Raw genomic sequence first — 19,302 nt, forward strand, 5'->3', positions numbered from 1 at the left:
ATCCTTAATCTGGCAATTTCTTGCATGGGAACGAACCAATTATTTTCGGTGCATTCATGCTGTTCTGTAGGAGTTGAACGTTAAGCCATACTTTATCGTTGCGGCGAAAATACTCAAGACCATACATATTTCCATCCTGAGAACTTAGAAACCAATCAATTTTCATATTATCAACATCATCTTTCTTACCAAGATAAGTTATTTTTTGTGAGCTTGGTCTCTCTCCATTTATTCGCATGAAACCATCATTTCCAGCACTTATAGTGAAATTACCACACTGTCTTGCAGCATAAGTTGACGCCGTAAATAAGCTACCCACAAGCACTATTAATACGTAAATTAATGGTTTCATATATCCCCTATGATGCAGCCCTTGCCATTGCTGTGCTGCTGAGTAAATCCCTAGCCCCACGCGCTTCACACATCATGTCCATATACCACGGGTTACCACGCGTATCGCCAGTATAACTAATCCCTCTAGTGGTCGATAATGCGGAATCGCTACCGGATGATTATGTCGATGTTGCCAGCCAAATTATCTATACCCCTAAAGCTGATGAAATCAAGAACGCCATTAAAAAGGCAATGGAAGATGCTGAAGCCAAAGCCCTTGAGGAAGGTAAAGAGATAAACGAGGTGTTTGTTAACCCAATACCAGGTGCGCGCATTGAAGTTGGACCAAATTCTTTGCAGGTTCGTTAATTTATTCGGCCCCGGATCAACGGGGCATTATTGAGGCAAGACCAATGCTAAGAAAGACACAAAAGCGGCACGAACTGGCTTATATAACACTCCCAGACGGAAGAACGGGAACCATCTACACAGATCGCCGCTGTGATGTTCACTACGATTTCCCGGTAGATGTTCGGATTAGCAGTACCCCACCGGAACCAATCACAGAAAAGGATGCCAAGCAATGATCCGTTCTCAACTAGCCGTGTTCTTTATCACAGCAGGAACAGCCTTAATTCTTATCTATGGGGCCGAGGTCAGCGCTGTAGCTGCATTTTCATTTGGGGCCGGCTTGGCTGTGGGGTGTTGGAGACGTAGAAAAGTACCAAACAGAAATTGATTTTGCTTAATCAGAAATAATCAGCCTGCACAGCTAGCATTGTGGTGAACCAACACCAGGGAAAACCACCATGCAACAATGGCAACCAGGCAAGCGCCTATTAACCGACTTCGATATTAAGATTGGCAAATTATCCGCAAGTGTACGAAAACAACAACTCACCGACCAAGATATACAGCGGGCATGTTCTGAAACCGACAGAGCAATCGCCCGAATGATACAGGGGCAAGACCATGAGAAACGACCACGACATAATCACAAAAGAGGAGATGATTGAGCTGACCGGTCATCACTATAAAACCAAACAATGCGAATCTTTACGCCGTGCAGGAATATTTTTTATTAAGCGCCCGGACGGCCACCCGAAAACAACTTGGGGCCATTTTTTAAATCCAGTCACTTTGCGTGGTAAGCAAGTAGAAGAAGAGAAAGAAGAACCTAATTTTGAGGCCATGAATAGTGGCCGGTAAACGCAAAAATCCCGAAGACGCGGCATTGCCTCCTCGGGTATATCGCGGCAAATCCAAATATGAATTTCACCCTGCACGCGGTGGTTCAATATCGCTTTGCCCACTGGATGCCCCTATTTCCCAAGTCTGGTCATGCTACGAAAAGATAAATAATGAACCATTAGAAAAAGCCAGTTTGAATAAACTCATTGAACAGTTTTTTCGCTCTGCTGATTTTAATGAGTTAGCCATTGAGACACAGAAAGACTACCGCAAATATTCACTTAGAGTATTGCCAGTATTCGGGAAAATGGAACCAGACAATATAAAACCTGAACATATCAGGAAATATATGGATAAACGCGGGGTGGCCAGCAGAACACAAGCAAACCGTGAGAAAACTTTCCTCTCGCGAGTTTATCGTTGGGGGTATGAGCGGGGAATGGTGAAAGGCAATCCATGCAAAGGGGTTAAACAGTTTAAAGAGGTTAGCAGGGAAAGGTACATCACTGACGCGGAATATAACGCTCTCTACAATGTTGCACCGTTTATTGTAAAAGCTGCAATGGAACTTGCCTATCTTTGTTGTGCTCGGCAAGCGGACATCCTTGCCTTGAAAAAGTCACAGCTAATGGATAGCGGTGTATTTATACAGCAAGGGAAAACAGGCAAGAAGCAGATCAAGGCATGGACAGAAAGATTACAGCAGGCCATCAAGATTGCCGATGAAATAGAAATAGCACCAGGAGTGAGCAGTATTTATGTACTGCATCAAAAATCAGGGCATGGTTACACAAGAGATGGTTTCAATAGCCGGTGGCGCACCGCAAAATTACTGGCCGCAAAAACATTTCCTGAGTTGGATTTTGATTTCACGTTTCATGATTTAAAGGCAAAGGGAATATCGGACTTAGAGGGAACGCTCGAAGAGAAGCAAGCCATTTCAGGGCATAAGAATACGGCTCAAACAGCAAGATATGACAGGAAAATAGAAATTGTGCCGGTGGTAGGTGGTCAGAAAAAGTGAGTTTTTATTCAGATTACCAAAATCATGTTATGAAATGATGTTAGGAAAATCTTAGGAATGTGATTTCAGGCAAAAAAAAACCGCCTCTCGGCGGTTAACGACATACTCATACTACTTTGTTTTACTTAGATTTGTTTCCATGGTGCCCGGGGCGGGACTTGAACCCGCACAGCCATAAGCCGAGGGATTTTAAATCCCTTGTGTCTACCGATTTCACCACCCGGGCTCTGGAAAACTGGAGGCGCGTCCCGGAGTCGAACCGAGGTAGACGGATTTGCAATCCGTAGCATGGCCACTCTGCCAACGCGCCTTATTCTTCTTTGCCTTTACAGCTTAGGTTCGCCTTAAGCCAACCTACTAATTTGGAGCGGGAAACGAGACTCGAACTCGCGACCCCGACCTTGGCAAGGTCGTGCTCTACCAACTGAGCTATTCCCGCAACATCAGAACATACTGATTCTTTTGCTATCTTTCGGCATTTCGCCGCCGCCGTCTGATGCGATGCATTCTACTTACCTGACGCAATGAGTCAATAAAATTATCTGACTATTGTGTTCGTTTGCTGCTTTTTACGGCGCTTCGATCAAGGTTCGAGCAAATCATTCCAGGCCGCGTTTAAATATTGGAACATTGACCAGAATGTCAGTACCGCAGCAATGTAGAGAAGAACAAAACTGGCAAGCTCGATATTATGATCCGGCCGCCAAAGTAGCCCAACAAGCGACCCCATTTGAGCTGTCGTTTTTACTTTACCAATCCATGATACCGCCACGCTACTGCGCTTGCCAATTTCAGCCATCCACTCGCGCAGTGAAGAAATAATAATTTCACGGGCAATCATAGTCGCTGCCGGTAAGGTAATCCACCAGACATGGTAATGTTCAGCAACCAACACCAATGCGATGGCCACCATAACTTTATCCGCCACAGGGTCAAGAAAAGCCCCAAAACGGGTTGTTTGCTTCCAGCGGCGGGCTAAAAAACCATCAAACCAATCGGTTGCTGCCGCAAAAACAAATATGATGGCACAAACCATCGGAGCCCAAACGAATGGCAGATAAAATGCCAGAACGAAAAATGGGATGAGTACAACACGAAACAGGGTAAGCCAAGTCGGTATATTCAATTGCATAATGCTACGATAACTATCTGGCTGGTGTGGATATTATGAGTATGGTGCAACATTAGCTTCAGTGTTTCAATGCATTGTAGATTTTTTCTGCCAATGCTTGTGAAATACTCGGCACTTTTGCAATTTCCTCGACGCTAGCATTAAGTAAAGGTTGCAGTCCCCCCATATACTTCAGCAAAATTTGCCGCCGTTTAGGGCCAACTCCCTCTATTGTTTCTAATGCACTGGTATTTTTTACTTTAGCACGACGCTGCCTGTGCCCGGTTATTGCGTGATTATGAGAGTCATCTCGGATATGTTGAATCAAATGCAATGCTGGTGAATCTGGTGGCAACGAGAAACCTTCCCCCTCCGCTGCAAGAAACAATGTTTCCAGCCCTGCTTTGCGATCACTCCCCTTGGCAACACCCACCAATAGAGGCTTTTGCTTATCCCACGGAACATCAAGCGAGGCAAAAACCTCAAAAGCCTGCGACAGTTGACCTTTTCCACCGTCAATAAAAATAACATCAGGAATTTTTTTGTCATCTAGTGCCTTGCCGTATCGGCGTTTAAGCACTTGAGACATCGCCGCATAATCATCACCGGGCGTGATGCCACTAATATTGTAGCGCCTATATTCCGAACGTACAGGGCCATTTGCATCAAATACGACACAAGAGGCTACGGTTTGTTCTCCCATCGTATGACTGATATCAAAACATTCCATACGATTAATCTCATCAATATTAAGAATTTTGGCCAATTCGTTCATACGTTGATGGATAGTTGATTGTTGCGACAACCGCGTTATCAATGCAGTTGAAGCATTTGTACGCGCAAGCTTAAGATAACGCGCGCGATCTCCCCGAGGGCGACTTTGAATCTGAATTTTTCTACCTGCCAGCTCAGAAAGAGAGGATGCCAACAGGTCCTTTTCCGCAAGTGTGAAATCCAGCAGGATCTCGCCGGGGAGCGTGCGCCCCTGGCTTCCTTGTAAATAAAATTGCCCGACGAATGTCTGGACGACTTCGCTTAATTCGGTTCCCGCAGGGACTTTAGGAAAGTAACTTCGGCTTCCTAGCACTTTCCCCTGCCTGATAAATAGCACATGAACACAAGCTAATCCGGCATCAAATGCCACACCGATGACATCAAGATCTTCACTATCACCGGAAACAAACTGTTGCTCGGTCACCCGCCGCACAGCCTGTATTTGATCACGAATACGCGCCGCATCCTCAAAGTGTAACAATTGGCTCGCCTCTTCCATGCGAGAAATTAGTTGCGTCAGGACCTGTTGATCCTTGCCCGACAGGAACAGACGCACATAATCGACCTGACGTTGATATTCTTCGTCACTCACCAACCCTGCCACGCATGGCCCCGAACAGCGACCTATTTGGTATTGTAGACAAGGCCGCGAACGATTGCGGTAAACACTGTTTTCACATTGCCGGACAGGAAAGAGTTTTTGCAATAATGCCAAAGTTTCGCGGACAGCATAGGAATTAGGAAATGGCCCGAAATACTCCCCCTTCTCATGTTTTGCTCCACGATGAATAGCGAGACGCGGATGTGTATCCGCACTCAGGAAAATAAGGGGATACGACTTATCATCACGCAACAATACATTGTAACGAGGCTGATAAAGCTTGATGTAGTTATGCTCAAGCAACAGTGCTTCTGTTTCTGTATGAGTAACTGTCACGTCAATCTGAGCAATATTTTTAACCAAGGTCTCCGTTTTACGGCTCGTAACCTGAGCGCGAAAATAGCTCGTCAGACGCTTCTTGAGGTCTTTTGCCTTGCCAACATAAATCACTGTCCCCGCTTTATCATACATACGGTAAACACCAGGCTGGCTGGTGACAGTTTTTAAAAACTCTTTAGGATCAAAACAGTCAGTCACTATTAGACAACGTCTCCGCGTTAAATAGACCATGGCGAATGGCCAGGTGAGTCAATTCAACGTCACCACTAATATTAAGCTTACTAAACATCCGATAACGATAGCTGTTCACCGTTTTTGGGCTCAGATGAAGTTGCTCCGAAATCTCATTCACCTTTTGGCCTTTCGTTATCATTAGCATGATTTGTAACTCACGCTCTGACAAACAACTGAAAGGTGTTTCAGTAGGAGGTTCTAGCTGCCCCAGCGCCATCTGCTGTGCAATATCAGAGGCAATGTAACGTTGCCCCGAATGAACCGCACGGATAGCCGTAACCATATCCTGAGGTGCAGCCCCTTTACTCAAATACCCACAGGCTCCAGCCTGCATGACTTTTGCGGGTAAGGGGTTCTCAGTATGAATGGTTAGCATGATAATTTTAGTATCCGGAGAAAAACGCAAAATCTTACGAGTTGCTTCCAACCCGCCGATACCGGGCATATTCATATCCATCAAAACGATATCAACAATATGGCTGCGGCACCATTTTACCGCATCTTCGCCACACTGCATCTCACCCGCCACTTTAATACCCTTGATATCTTCAAGAATGCGTCGTATCCCTGCGCGCACCAGTTCGTGGTCATCAACAAGAAGAACGCTTATCAAAGAAAATTCTCCAAAAATAAGGGAGTAACCTAATCACGCTTGTTTACCGCAATGATATTACTTGTTTTCGTCCAAAGAATGAATACAGAATAATTGCAAATTCATATCTATATTGTTTGACAGATATTATTTTCATCATCATCTTTACTATGTACATAAAATCGCAGGCATATCAATTAACGACATGATAAAAAATAAAAGTTTTTTTAAGATTTTTCTTGGCATAACTCAGCTATTCATACAAAAAAGAATTGTGTCCATTAGCTATGTTATTTTTCACGTAAAACACAACATATTGATACAATTAAAGATAGGGTAATTCTGTACACATTTTCAAACATAGGAATTACTCTTAGTTTTATTTATTTATTGTCTATCACATATTCTCTATCAAAATGAGTGCTTGTTGATACAAATACTCATTAGAAACCGATATGATTTTTATGACCAAAATTAACTTAGTTAAGGTAAGACTTACCTGACCGGTGCCAGCATTGATCAAGTCTGGTCTACACTTACTCAACTACGATCACGACTTGAGCCACTAATTAACGATTGCACACATGTTATCAAATCTAACTATCAGTTTATGATATAATACTATAACTGTTTAATAATGCCGCAAATGTTCACTACGATTCTGGGTTTACCCACATCACTTTGTCCATAGGCAAGCTATCACTTCAGGAAAAAAAATGAGCAATCCAGACTTTACCACTTCCGCTGACCCAGAAACTTTAGCAAATGAGGTTGCATGCTTGAAAGCAACATTAACTTTAATGCTAAAAGCGATCGGCCAAGCCGACGCTGGGAAAGTAATCTTAAATATCGAACGTTCCATTGCCGATATCGAAGACACTGCTCAAGCTGAAGTTTTCACCAATACAGTTGCTCAAATAAAGAACGGTTATCGTCGATAACGGCCAAGAGACAACATGTAGGATTCTTATGCTGCCAGATATATAAATTTCTTTTTTCCCATTGAAATACACTATATTTGCAGCTTCTTTCTTTAGTTTTTCGAGATAGTGATGAGCTATAGCTGCAAGCACTAATCGGTACCGGTGGATTGTAAAAAATCTTTCTGTACCCAAAGACTGGCACTCCTACTATTAACTCGGAATATCGCCCCACCACTATCATCGGTAGTAATAATAGCCGGATGATTACCTAAGTAATCAACAAACTCTTTATTTTGAAAATTATCACCCAAAACAATTATTTTTTCATTTTCAGCACCATTAGAAATAATCATCACACAACCGGGATCCTCCGCCGTGCCTGCACGAACAAAAGCAATACAGTTTTTATCATCAAAATAGTCAGTCTGTGCGCCATGAGCAAAACGCTGTCTGGCTTGAATTAACGGCTCTAACTCAGTAATAACCGGCATTTCTATCTGGTAAATACCCCCGTCCTCACCGTTATCTTCATAATTTGCACCAAAAAGATCAGGATAAAAGACACAGGGAATGCCCTGCTCACGGATTAAAATCAATGCATAAGCTAAAGGCTTAAACCAAGATTCGACAGGTGCCGCCAACGATTGAAGTGGTTGAGTATCATGATTAGCCACCAGAGTTATGGTATGCAACGGCTCGGCTTCAATCAAAGTGCCATGGAATATTAGTGTCAGATCGAAATCCTCACCTTGCATAGAAGCTTCATGAAATTTGTGGTGTAAAGCGACATCGAACAACATTACATTGCCTTCTACCCGCGCCAGATATTGTTGTAATTTATCGATGTCAGGCGACCAATACTCAGCAATAATCAGTAAATCATGCTCCGTTTCGTTCTGTATATATTCTATCCACTCTTTAAAAAACCATGCAGGGATATGTTTTACTGCATCCAATCTAAAACCATCAATTGGCAGCGTCTCTTGCAACCATTTTCCCCAATATTTTAGCTCGCTTACAACCGCGGGATTACGAAAATCAATGTCTGCCCCCATCAGATAATCAAAGTTACCTAACTCGTCATCGACCTCAGTATTCCAACCCTCGTGACTATAATCATTTACTATCTTAAATATACCTTCATCTGAGGGTTCTTCAATATAGTCAACGCCAGTAAAACACTGCTTATCCCAGATAAATGATGAGTAAACTCCATTGCGTCCAGGAAAGGTAAAACGGGTATAAGCCAGAGCCTCGATAATATCATCGTCAATTTCAGTACGGTTTTCAGGATTCACTTTATTAACACCGATCTTCTCTTTTTCATCCGCACCCATTTTGTGATTAAATACAACATCAAAAAGTACTTTTATATCATTGTCCTTCAATCGGTTAATCGCATTCAGGAGTCCTTCTTTATCCCCATATTTAGTCGCCTGAGTTCCCTTTTGATCAAATTCGCCCAAATCAAATAAATCATAGGTATCGTATCCTACAGAATACCCTCCAGAAGCACCTTTATAAGCGGGAGGAAGCCAAACGATGTTAATCCCAAGTTGGCTAATATACTCAGCTTGTTCTGATACTTCTGGCCATAACTTGCCGCCGTCAGGGTAGTACCAATGGAAAAACTGGAAAATCGTAGGGTTTCTCATCAATTTGATAACTCCATTTCACCGTATAGCTCATAGTATGGCCCACTTTATAAAAGTGGACTGGCAATAAAGTAATAGGCTGTGTATTCATTTAATCGTGTATTAATGTCAACACGCTCAATCAGCATCACAAAAAGGCAGTTTAAATGAAGATAGTGGATATGAAGTGGACTACTGAATTTTGCCACCCGAATAGCGGTGATATCGTCACCTCATAGTTAAAACAAATTTAGTGTGCCACTACACAAGTGACACAATGACCAAAAGTAACAGACATAATTTCAGCCCAGAGTTCAGACTTGAGTTACCCAACCGCACTATGGCGTTTTTCTTGTGCTCGTTGAATGGTGTTGTCTTTTCACCATGGGCGGATATAGAAACTTTAGAGAACCCGCGCTGGGCGATATTTGAGCCTGTAATCCATATCATGTCTGGCTGACGCTTTTCGAGCCGTTTGCTTATTGTCTCTCAGCTATTCTCAATAACCTTCACCGAACAGGTGTTATATATATATATTGGAGCGCAGTGAAAGTATATCTGGCATATGGTACGAGCAGAGGACTATAACAACGATCAGCAAGCTGCCCCATGCTGTTTATTTCAAACATGTCATTTTTTCCACAGCTGATGATTATTACCTTTTGCTTTTCCAATTGTCACCAGTGCTAAACGATAGTCTTGTTCGGGCTTTTAACGCTTATAGTTCAAATGGTAATATAGCTGGCTGAGGGAGTTCGACATCGTGATGACAAAGGAAAAGATTTGAACACTAAAGGTAGAATGCTGTTGTGGCCACGATTAGCAATTTATGCAATGGCTATCTTGCTATTAGCTGGGTGCTCAAACAAATCCAATCGTGACTATGCCACTTTGCCAAAAGGCAGTTACAACGATAAAACGTATACCGTTCAACGAGGCGATACACTTTATTTTATTGCATGGATCAGCAACAGTGAAGTGAGTGACCTTGCTCGCATCAACAAGATCCGCCCTCCTTATCAACTGGAAGTGGGGCAAAAAATTCAGCTCGGTAGATCCGCCGCATCAGGGCCGCTGGCGTCTAATAAGCGTAAGTCTTCAAGTACCGTTATCGCTCAATCAGCCCCGCCACCTGGAGCTAATCGTTGCTGGTTCTGGCCAACCAGCGGCCAAGTAATATCGCAATACTCCAGCGCGGATGGAGGCAACAAGGGCATTGATATTGCAGGTAAGCGTGGTCAACCCGTATATGCCTCTGCCAAAGGACGAGTGGTGTACGTAGGGAATCAACTACGTGGTTATGGGAATTTAATAATGATTAAGCACGGCAATGATTTCATCACGGCTTACGCACATAACGACACTATGCTGGTGAAAAATGCGCAGGATGTAAAAGCTGGGCAGAAAATAGCAACAATGGGTAGCACTGGAACAGACAAACTCATGCTGCACTTCCAAATTCGTTACCGGGCAACTGCGCTTGACCCGCTGCGCTATCTACCACCACAAGGGACCGCACCAAAATGTTAACCGGCTACAACGTTTTCAAATCCCATACCATCTGGTGATATGCCAAAAAGCAAAAGGCTCCTTTCGGGAGCCTCTTGTTTTGGCGATTGATGTTATCGTTACGCCAGAACTTCTTTCACAAATGCTTTAATCTCTTCAACTTGGCAATTATCGAAGAAGCACTGCTGGAAACGTTCACCGCTAACAGCGGTTTTCACCAATTCGCGATCGATAGCACGCAACGTATCCAGGTAGTTTTCTTTCACTACTGCGGCTTTCACCTGATTCAAAATACCTGCGTTACGCACTTGAGGTTCTTTACGATCCAGTGGGTAACCTTCACCTTTCACGCCAGTAAATGCTTTTTCAAAGATATAACGTACGTTTAACTCTGCACCCCAGCCAAAACCTTTGGCAAATGGCAGCGATAGCGCATTACCGTTATTGATCTGAGCAAACAGGAAAGCATCAGCCGGATCGATGCAATAACCGCACACAACTCCAGGATGAATGTTTAGTGACATCATCGCACCCTGGCCTGTGCCACAGCCCGTTACCACAAAATCGACTGCTTTAGAATTAAGCAGAATACTGGCCATAATCCCCAGATGAATATACGTCAGGTGGTGATCTTGCTCATCACTCATTCCCACGTTGTATACTGGGTACGCTTTTTCTGAGGCTACTGCGTTCAGCTCTTTAAGGATGATCGCATTTTTACCTGCCTGACTGTTTTCCATCATCAGTGCGATTTTCATTTTGTTATCTCCATTTTGCACCAATAAGCGTCGGCCCATTGGATGTGATAGTTAGACGTGACTATGAAGAACATAACATTCTAAAAACAAAATTTCAATTTTAATGAAAAGATGTTTTATAAAAATCACACTTTGAGATTTTTTAGTCATTCAACGTACCAGACAGGCAGTAACGACTGTAGTTAAGGCCATGTTAGCAACGACAATATGCCCTTCGCACTTGACGTTACGAGGTGTTAGCTTGTAACAAAAATCAACGAAGTGATTGATGTCTTATCGCCCAGGGACTAAATCGACCCAAAGCAAATGGCTATCCGCTGTAACTGGCTGTAATTGACCAACTTTGATTGCCGGTAACCACCAACAGCCCTGCAAAGCCGTAAGCTGGTGTGTCTCTGTGTGGCAGATAAGCCATTCACCTTTCACAATATAGATCAGCCCCCCATGAGATACAGGCAGTTCTTGTGCTGAGCTAACCGAGGTCACATTGGCCTGCCAGCAACCTCGCCGAGTCATAATGTTAAAATCCTGACTGCTTCCCCCCAATAAGTGTGCATAAATTGGTATGTCTCCGGGAAAAGCAAACGGCTGTAATGGCTGGGAAAGAGTATGTGCTTCCCAGTCTGAGCTGGACAGTACAAGCCCCTCACCCGAGAGCAATGTAATTGACCGATCGATATCCGGAAACACCGAGAACGGACCATCCTGTTCAATAGTCGCGATACTGGCTCGCCAGGCAAAATCATCACCACCAACTGGCCAACACACAATTTCACGAGTTTCACCGCCGCCATTTCGCCAACGGCTAACCGGTAAACTGGCAAAGTCAAAAACAGTAAATATCATCAGACCTCCTGTTGACAGGCTTTCAATACGGCCAGAAAATCCTGTGCAGTTTGCTGTTGCATTGGATGATATCTATCCACTATTACTGCTTTGCCTGCCACATAAACATCCCGAATTTGCGATTTCCCCCCCGCAAATAACCACCGATTTAGTAAAGATGCTGATTCTGTGCCGGCAATATAAGGGTCATCACCATCTAATACTAACCAGTCAGCGCGGTAACCTTCCGCTAACTGACTAATTTTACTGGCACATGCCTGTCGCCCTCCAGCTAAAGCCTGGCTATAAAGCAAATCAGCCACGGCAGGATGCTGCTCATTGGTCAGGCGATTACGCCGTTGATCACGCAGACGTTGCCCATATTCCAACCAACGTAACTCTTCCACCACATCTAATGAAACATGGCTATCGGACCCTATACCCCAGTTTCCTTGCTGATGTAGATAATCAACACCAGGGAAGATGCCATCGCCAAGATTGGCTTCCGTTGTAGGACATAATCCGGCCACAGCCTGACTTTTAGCCAGACGACCCAGTTCTGACGCATCCAAATGTGTAGCATGAATCAGGCACCAACGGCTATCGACTGACATGTGATCATACAACCATGCCACTGGCCGCTGCCCACTCCAAGCCAGGCAGTCTTGAACCTCTTTTTGCTGCTCTGCAATATGAATATGTACCGGTAATTGCTTATCTGAAACTTGTAGTACCTCCTGCATTTGGCTTAACTCCACCGCGCGCAACGAATGGAAGCAGAGACCTTGGTTTTGCAATGGCTGATGAGCCAATTGTTTACCGATTACCTGCTGCTGCTTGAGATAGTTATCAGTGTTCTGAATAAAACGGCGCTGGCCTTGCTGAGCCGGTTTAGCACCAAACCCCGCATAGCTGTAGAGCACGGGTAATAAGGTCATCCCTATTCCAGCCTCTTGTGCCGCCTGACTTAACTGTGCGGACATCTCCCCCGGATCATTGTATGGAGTACCGTCGGGGCCATGGTGCAAATAGTGAAATTCAGCGACTTGGGTATAGCCACCTTTCAACATTTCGATATACAACTGGCGGGCTATCACACCAACATGCTCCGGTGTTAATTGCTGAACCAGCCGATACATCAGATCTCGCCAGGTCCAGAAACTGTCTTGTGGATTACCGGCAACTTCAGCGAGCCCCGACATCATGCGCTGAAAAGCATGAGAGTGGAGATTTGGCATACCGGGAACTATTGGCCCGGCTAACAACTGACAACCTGCATCACTGCTACCGGTAATAATGCGCGTAACCACCCCCTGTTCATCAACGGTGATTTGTACGTCATCAGCCCATCCATCCGATAAAAAAGCACGTTTGGTAAAATAAACTGGCATAGCGATATCCCAAGGTTTTGTTCAGAGTCAAACGCGCTAAGCATCAGCTACGTCACTTAATTAAACCACTAACTTGTATAGACATATACACACGCTAAATTCAACCGTAGACTTAGTATATAAATTCTTTATTTGACGAGGTTAACGCCGTGGCGGAACAACAAAAGGTCTTACAACTAAGTGCCGCAATGGACGATATTCCTGCGCCAATTTACCAACGGGTTAAGTTGGCCATCATTCGCCAGATCAGAACCGGAGCCTGGCAGCCTCACCAACGAGTTCCCTCAGAAAGTGAGCTTGTTACAGAGTTAGGGGTCAGTCGCATGACCATCAACCGGGCGTTACGCGAACTCACCAGCGAAGGTTTCCTTATCCGCATGCAGGGTGTGGGGACTTTTGTTGCAGAAGCAAAAGCGCACAGTGCCTTACTTGAAGTCCATAATATTGCTGATGAGATTACCGCCCGCGGTCATCATCACAGCAGTAAAATCCTGCAATTAGAGGCTCGTCCTGCAAACCCTGAAGAAGCGATGGCATTGGGTATCCAACCCGGCCAACAACTGTTCTACTCACAAATTGTGCATTATGAAAATGACGTCCCGATTCAGGTCGAAAACCGATGTGTCAATCCGAGCACTGCACCCGACTATATGAAACAGGATTTCAATCGGACAACCCCTTACAGTTACCTCACCCAAGCGGCGCCCCTTACCGAAGGTGAGCATATTGTTGAAGCCGTCATTCCAAGCCAGATTGAACGCCAACTGCTGCAACTGGATGAGCATGAACCCTGCTTGTTGATCCGCCGTAGAACCTGGTATGGAAAAGTCATCGTCACAGCGGCTCAATTGTTGTATCCAGGTTCCCGCTATCAACTCTATGGTCGTTTTACCCCACAAGGCACAGTGACGTCCTGATCAATTTTATTTCTCTGCAAGAACTGCGAAGTGTTACGCAATTGTTTAAATCCCTATCTTGCTGATAGTGTATTTATGCGCTAGGTTGTCCATGATTGTATATACAACTTAATTTCGTTTAGTTTTAAGGGGGGATATGGTGTCAGTAATTCACTGTGACAGTTTGTGGTACGGTGCCGATATCGTCACCATGCGTGGAGGGGCATATCATCTGATACCGCAGGGGGCAATGGCCGTCACCAACGGAAAAATAGTCTGGATCGGGCCCTATAAAGAATTACCCACAGTTAATGCCTCGTATGAGGTCGTTTATCAAGGCGGCTTGCTTACACCCGGTTTGATAGATTGCCATACCCACTTGGTTTTTGGTGGTGATCGCAGTGCTGAATTTGAGCAACGCCTTAATGGCGTTAGCTATGCAGAGATAGCGGCCAATGGCGGTGGTATTCTTTCAACCGTCAGAGCTACGCGGAACACCAGTGAAGAACAATTGCTTGAGCAGGCTTTATTTCGCCTAAAACCCCTTCTTGCTGAGGGCGTGACATGTATTGAGATTAAATCTGGTTACGGCCTTAGCCTTGAAAGCGAAATAAAAATGCTGCGCGTTGCCCGCCGTTTAGGCGAATTACTGCCTATTACGGTTAAAACAACCTGCCTGGCAGCACATGCTTTACCACCCGAGTTTGCCGGTAGAGCTGATGACTATATTGATTTTGTTTGTAACACTCTCATTCCTCAGGTGGCCGCTGAAGGGTTAGCCGATGCCGTTGATGCATTTTGTGAGCATCTGGCATTTTCACCCACACAAGTTGAACGCGTATTTTTAGCCGCTCAAAAAGCCGGTTTACCTGTCAAACTGCATGCCGAACAACTTTCAGCGCTAAATGGCAGTACATTGGCCGCCAAATTTAATGCGTTGTCCGCAGATCATCTTGAATATGCGACTGAAGCAGATGTTCAGGCAATGAGTCAGGCGGGTACTGTCGCCGTGTTGCTGCCCGGTGCTTATTATCTGTTGCGTGAAACACAATGCCCTCCTATTGAACTGTTCCGCCAATATGGTGTGCCAATGGCCTTGGCCAGTGATGCCAATCCCGGAACATCACCTGCACTATCTCTACGTTTAATGCTCAATATGGCTTGTACATTATTCCGGATGACTCCGGAAGAGGCGCTAGCCGGGGTCACTTACCATGCAGCACAGGCTCTTGGCCTGCAACATCATGAAGGCACACTGGAAACCGGTAAAGTGGCCAACTGGGTCCATTGGCCGTTATCGCGCCCTGCCGAGTTGGCTTACTGGCTGGGTGGCCAATTACCTGCGACCGTCGTTTTCCAAGGAGAAGTTCGCCCATGAATATAACTGACCCTTTAAGCTTCCATGCAGGTAAACTGCCTCTTTTAATCAGTATTCCCCATGCTGGCACACGGCTGACCCCCATTGTTGAAGCGGGCCTGACAAGTGCTGCGCGCCCTTTATCTGATACCGATTGGCATATTCCCCGTCTCTATGAATTCGCCCGCAATATGGGAGCCAGCATAGTAATAGGTCATTACTCACGCTTGGTGGTTGATCTTAATCGCCCGGAGGATGATCAGCCGTTGTATACCACGGCGACTACCGGTCTATTCCCCGCAACCTTATTCGATGGGCAGCCTTGTTTTATGGCGGGAAAAACACCGTCGCCGCAAGAGCGTCAATCCTATCTGTTACAGATTTGGCGTCCCTACCACCAGCAACTTCAGTTAGAATTGGGCCGGCTTAAAGCTAAGTTTGGTTATGCATTATTGTTAGACGCACATTCGATTGCATCCGTTATTCCCAGGTTATTTGAAGGGCAGCTCCCCGATTTGAATTTTGGTACCAACAGTGGTGTCAGCTGCGCTCCGTCATTAAGTCAGCAACTGATCGAATGTTGTCAGCGTCAATCTGCCTTCAGCCATATATTAAATGGTCGCTTTAAAGGTGGCTATATAACTCGAGCATATGGCTTACCACTGAATAATCAACACGCAGTACAACTAGAATTATCACAGTTAAACTATATGTCTGAAACTAAGCCGTATTCCTACCTGTCAGAGCGAGCGATTCATTTACAGCAGTTACTCCAGCAGTTGATTGATACAATGCTGTCATGGGGAGAACAACAGAGTCATCGCTGATTTGTCGCAATACCCTTGTAATTATTTATCAACGTTATTTATAACGGGTCAGAAATGCAAAAAAGGCGGAGTTACCCCCGCCTTTTTAATTCACCAATTTCCGACACAGAAAAGGGTAATAATTACTGCTTAAATTAACTTAGAAACGGTAAGTCAGGTTAACTGCAACAGTATCATCGGTGCCCAGGCCCAATGGGTTATTGTCTTCATCCAACAAGTTAATCTGGTAGTCAACATAGGCAAACATGTTTTTGTTGATGTAGTAAGTCACACCTACTTCAGCATATTTCAACAGATCTGCATCACCAACAACCGCCAAGTCTTTGCCTTTAGACTGAACATAAGCGATTGACGGACGAATACCATTTTCGAACTGGTATTGAGCCACTAATTCTACGTTTTGGGTTTTATTCGCAATCAACGCTTTATATGGAGTCATGTTTAGCGTTTCGCCGTACATTGCTGCGATATAAACTTGGTTTGCATCGTATTTCAATGCCGTAGCCCATGCTTGAGCTTTATCACCGGTCGCACTGTTAGCCAGGTTTTTCTGACCCAGAGTACGATTGGAAGAAGAGTATGCGCCTGCAAAGCCGATGCCGCTGCCTTCGATGTCTTGATAGTCAACAGACAAACCGAAACCGTCGCCATTAGCTTTCTGGATTGCGCGCTCGTTCTTAGTGGTATCACCGTCGTCATTGCGACCCTGATACTGAGCAGCAACATTCAAGCCTTTTACCAGACCGAAGAAGTCAGAGTTGCGGTATGTTGCCAAGCCGGTAGAACGACCAGTCATGTAGTTGTCGGTGTAAGCGATCGAGTCGCCACCGAACTCTGGCAACATATCGGTATAAGCCAGCGCATCATAGACTACACCATAGTTACGGCCATAATCGAAAGAACCAAATTCGGCAAATTTCAGACCAGCAAAGCCTAAACGGGTTTTATTGCCTTTATCACCTTGAGATTCTGCATTTTTTGCCGCAACGTTATATTCCCACTGGCCGAAACCGGTCAGTTGGCTATTAATCTGCGTTTCACCCTTAAAGCCGAAACGTACATAAGTATCGTCAGCGTTATTATGGTTTGAGAAAAGATATTTAGCGGCTACGCGACCATAAAGATCTAACTTATTGCCATCTTTATTATAAATTTCCGCTGCGTTTGAAAGAGTAGGGATCATACCCAAGGTGATCGCCAAGGCCAGTATACTGCGCTTCATCATCATTTTTCCTTTAAATTTTAATAAAGTTAACCCGCCGGGCTAAATTAATTTTTTAGCCTCATAAAAGTTAACTTTTAATTTTTTATAGTTACCTGTCTTGTAAAGCGAGTAGACATTATCATTAAGCACAAAAAGTTAAAACGGTAAATACGAAGAAATACAGGCATGAATAGGTAATTAAGTGTAACAAAATGTGTTTAATGGAACTTTTTATAACCCTTTGATTATAAGTATTTTTAAGTGATTAGATATAACCAAAATAGTGCGTACGCACTAAATAGGTGCAATTTGATTTCAATTTGTATCTTTTTTGTTCTGTTAATGCATTTGTTTTGTAAAATGAGATTGATATCACACTTCTAATTCTTTTTTTATATATCTAAAGCAATTAAATGTCTATTAAAGACACAAGTGATAAGTAGAGACATGTCTTTTTTGGTGCAATGGAATAATGAATAAAACATAAATTACATTAATAGGATTACAAAAATTATGGTTTTATTATGTTATTAATTGAAGGAGATTTGATTAATTACGACTAATTTATAGCAACAAGAATAAGATAGCCTTTAGTTTAACGAATAAAAAATGAGCTATCATCTCTAATAGCTCATTTCTCATAGGATAAAAACAATATATTGCTTTAAATTTAACTTAAGTAATGCTTTCTCCAGTGATATTACCCTGAGTAACTATATATGGCGATATTGATAACACGCTCTTACTTATACAATAGCTATCTCATTCCTATCCATTTGCACCAACATGATCCCTGCACGTAATCCCAACGCGACTTGTGGATTTGGGAACAAGATCCACTCGTATTCATGTGCAACACGATAGTGCTCATTAGGTTGTTCTGCGAGCAACGTTCCTTGGTTAAACCGAGTAAAATTAACCGTGTCATCAGCTACCCACAATTTAAAATCGGGGTGTTGCTTAAGCAGTGATTTCACCACACGATAAAACACCATGTCCACGGTTCGTCGCTCAGCTAATTGTCTGCCACTGGCTAATGCCCGCAAGCCACAAATAATGGTACTAAATTGTGCAAGTTGATTTTCACCAAAAGGCAGTGCCTTACCCAGTTCCAGAGTACAACTCGCAGCCAAACAATACTCACTGCTAAAGTGGGCAAAAGTCCCGCCCACAGAGGTGTGCATAACCAATGCATCCAGTTCAATATCCTGTAGCCACCGTAACATTACCGCTGAATAGGGTGCTGGCTGATAAGGTAACAATCCAAATCGGGCATGATGAGATCCGCGAATTGCAGTATGTAAATCATAATGTAATCGAGTAGATTGACTCTCAGTAGCAAAAAACTTAACGATAGTCTGCTCAAGAAGTTCCGCCCGTCGGGTTTCATCACTCAGTGAGTAATTCTGATGTCGCCCGCCAAACATGCGGTTGATATCGGCGGTGAGATAGCGTTTTCCCGCGCTAATCGCTGGCGGATTGCCAAAGATAACTAACAGGCGTACTGCCAGCGTTAATTTGCCCGTTAATAACTCTGATACCAATTGATTCAGAATCTCAATTGGCGCTGTTTCATTTCCGTGGAGACCTGCAGATAACACCACCGACTGCGAGTAATCGCCAACAGGCGTCAGCGCCAGTATTCCTTCGTCGAGCCATTGCCACTCCACGCTCGCAGTCTTACCTTGCGTCATTTTTGGAGGATGACCTGATAGTGTTACCGCCAATAAATCTAGCATCATCGCCCCTTCTATTGGTGAAAAAACAGACTGATACCCC

The 19,302-nt window shown here is 44.1% G+C and carries 18 protein-coding genes and 3 tRNA genes; 8 read left to right on the plus strand and 13 right to left on the minus strand.

The features are described 5' to 3' along the window. Positions 1-4 precede the first annotated feature (4 nt). Positions 5-352: a hypothetical protein gene (locus AEP37_RS09765; protein ID WP_049612986.1), complete on the minus strand. Its 348-nt coding sequence runs from the start codon at positions 350-352 to the stop codon at positions 5-7. A 128-nt stretch (positions 353-480) separates the two neighbouring features. Between AEP37_RS09765 and AEP37_RS09770 the strand changes: the two genes are divergently transcribed. From AEP37_RS09770 to AEP37_RS09785, 3 genes are all read left to right on the plus strand, one after another. Further along, entirely contained in the window at positions 481-702 is a 222-nt protein-coding gene (locus AEP37_RS09770; RefSeq protein WP_049612816.1) for a hypothetical protein, read from the plus strand. 603 nt (positions 703-1,305) lie between these two features. Then, entirely contained in the window at positions 1,306-1,542 is a 237-nt protein-coding gene (locus AEP37_RS09780; protein WP_049612819.1) for a DUF4224 domain-containing protein, read from the plus strand. Next, the gene (locus tag AEP37_RS09785; RefSeq protein WP_049612821.1) at positions 1,532-2,548 is read left to right on the plus strand and encodes a tyrosine-type recombinase/integrase; all 1,017 of its coding nucleotides are present in this window, start codon (positions 1,532-1,534) and stop codon (positions 2,546-2,548) included. Before AEP37_RS09780 ends, AEP37_RS09785 begins: the two co-directional genes overlap by 11 nt. Positions 2,549-2,688: 140 nt before the next feature. Here AEP37_RS09785 and AEP37_RS09790 read toward each other — a convergent pair. The 6 genes from AEP37_RS09790 to uvrY form a co-directional block, all read right to left on the minus strand. Then, positions 2,689-2,774: transfer RNA gene (locus AEP37_RS09790), tRNA-Leu, on the minus strand. Between the two features lie 10 nt (positions 2,775-2,784). After that, positions 2,785-2,858, minus strand: a tRNA-Cys gene (locus AEP37_RS09795). A gap of 53 nt (positions 2,859-2,911) precedes the next feature. Then, positions 2,912-2,987, minus strand: a tRNA-Gly gene (locus AEP37_RS09800). Positions 2,988-3,131: 144 nt separating this feature from the next. Then, positions 3,132-3,680, minus strand: coding sequence for a CDP-diacylglycerol--glycerol-3-phosphate 3-phosphatidyltransferase (pgsA, locus tag AEP37_RS09805; RefSeq protein ID WP_005189490.1), 549 nt, complete (start codon positions 3,678-3,680; stop codon positions 3,132-3,134). 58 nt (positions 3,681-3,738) lie between these two features. Next, positions 3,739-5,571: an excinuclease ABC subunit UvrC gene (gene uvrC, locus AEP37_RS09810; RefSeq protein WP_049612825.1), complete on the minus strand. Its 1,833-nt coding sequence runs from the start codon at positions 5,569-5,571 to the stop codon at positions 3,739-3,741. After that, positions 5,564-6,220 carry a UvrY/SirA/GacA family response regulator transcription factor gene (gene uvrY, locus AEP37_RS09815; protein ID WP_049612826.1) on the minus strand — a complete coding sequence of 219 codons (657 nt, stop codon included), beginning with the start codon at positions 6,218-6,220 and terminating at the stop codon, positions 5,564-5,566. The genes uvrC and uvrY overlap by 8 nt, the downstream gene beginning before the upstream one ends. Positions 6,221-6,915: 695 nt before the next feature. Between uvrY and AEP37_RS09820 the strand changes: the two genes are divergently transcribed. Continuing rightward, positions 6,916-7,140 (plus strand): DUF2594 family protein, encoded by a 225-nt coding sequence (locus AEP37_RS09820; RefSeq protein WP_049612828.1) that lies wholly within the window; start codon positions 6,916-6,918, stop codon positions 7,138-7,140. Positions 7,141-7,271: 131 nt separating this feature from the next. Here the strand turns inward: AEP37_RS09820 and amyA are convergent, their stop codons facing one another. Continuing rightward, positions 7,272-8,777 carry an alpha-amylase gene (gene amyA / locus AEP37_RS09825; protein WP_049612830.1) on the minus strand — a complete coding sequence of 502 codons (1,506 nt, stop codon included), beginning with the start codon at positions 8,775-8,777 and terminating at the stop codon, positions 7,272-7,274. A gap of 780 nt (positions 8,778-9,557) precedes the next feature. On the opposite strand from amyA, the gene actS reads away from it, so the two are divergent. Further along, entirely contained in the window at positions 9,558-10,286 is a 729-nt protein-coding gene (actS, locus tag AEP37_RS09830) for an amidase activator ActS (RefSeq protein WP_049612833.1), read from the plus strand. Between the two features lie 98 nt (positions 10,287-10,384). Here actS and AEP37_RS09835 read toward each other — a convergent pair whose 3' ends face one another. From AEP37_RS09835 to AEP37_RS09845, 3 genes are all read right to left on the minus strand, one after another. Further along, a complete protein-coding gene (locus AEP37_RS09835; RefSeq protein WP_049612834.1) occupies positions 10,385-11,023 on the minus strand; it encodes an RpiB/LacA/LacB family sugar-phosphate isomerase in 639 nt (212 codons plus the stop codon). Positions 11,024-11,296: 273 nt separating this feature from the next. Further along, positions 11,297-11,869, minus strand: a complete 573-nt coding sequence (locus AEP37_RS09840) for a HutD/Ves family protein (protein WP_049612836.1) — start codon at positions 11,867-11,869, stop codon at positions 11,297-11,299. Further along, positions 11,869-13,239: a formimidoylglutamate deiminase gene (locus tag AEP37_RS09845; RefSeq protein ID WP_049612838.1), complete on the minus strand. Its 1,371-nt coding sequence runs from the start codon at positions 13,237-13,239 to the stop codon at positions 11,869-11,871. Before AEP37_RS09845 ends, AEP37_RS09840 begins: the two co-directional genes overlap by 1 nt. Positions 13,240-13,388: 149 nt before the next feature. Between AEP37_RS09845 and hutC the strand changes: the two genes are divergently transcribed. From hutC to hutG, 3 genes are all read left to right on the plus strand, one after another. Next, on the plus strand, positions 13,389-14,156 hold the full coding sequence (gene hutC, locus AEP37_RS09850) for a histidine utilization repressor (protein WP_049612840.1): 768 nt from the start codon (positions 13,389-13,391) through the stop codon (positions 14,154-14,156). Between the two features lie 136 nt (positions 14,157-14,292). Beyond that, positions 14,293-15,513 (plus strand): imidazolonepropionase, encoded by a 1,221-nt coding sequence (hutI, locus tag AEP37_RS09855; protein WP_049612842.1) that lies wholly within the window; start codon positions 14,293-14,295, stop codon positions 15,511-15,513. Further along, positions 15,510-16,319: an N-formylglutamate deformylase gene (gene hutG / locus AEP37_RS09860; RefSeq protein WP_049612849.1), complete on the plus strand. Its 810-nt coding sequence runs from the start codon at positions 15,510-15,512 to the stop codon at positions 16,317-16,319. The genes hutI and hutG overlap by 4 nt, the downstream gene beginning before the upstream one ends. A gap of 139 nt (positions 16,320-16,458) precedes the next feature. Here the strand turns inward: hutG and AEP37_RS09865 are convergent, their stop codons facing one another. Then, positions 16,459-17,544 (minus strand): porin, encoded by a 1,086-nt coding sequence (locus tag AEP37_RS09865; protein WP_049612851.1) that lies wholly within the window; start codon positions 17,542-17,544, stop codon positions 16,459-16,461. A gap of 725 nt (positions 17,545-18,269) precedes the next feature. Continuing rightward, a complete protein-coding gene (gene astE / locus AEP37_RS09870) occupies positions 18,270-19,262 on the minus strand; it encodes a succinylglutamate desuccinylase (RefSeq protein ID WP_049612853.1) in 993 nt (330 codons plus the stop codon). Positions 19,263-19,302: the final 40 nt, after the last annotated feature.

This window comes from Yersinia pekkanenii (assembly GCF_001152565.1).
Lineage (GTDB): Bacteria > Pseudomonadota > Gammaproteobacteria > Enterobacterales > Enterobacteriaceae > Yersinia > Yersinia pekkanenii.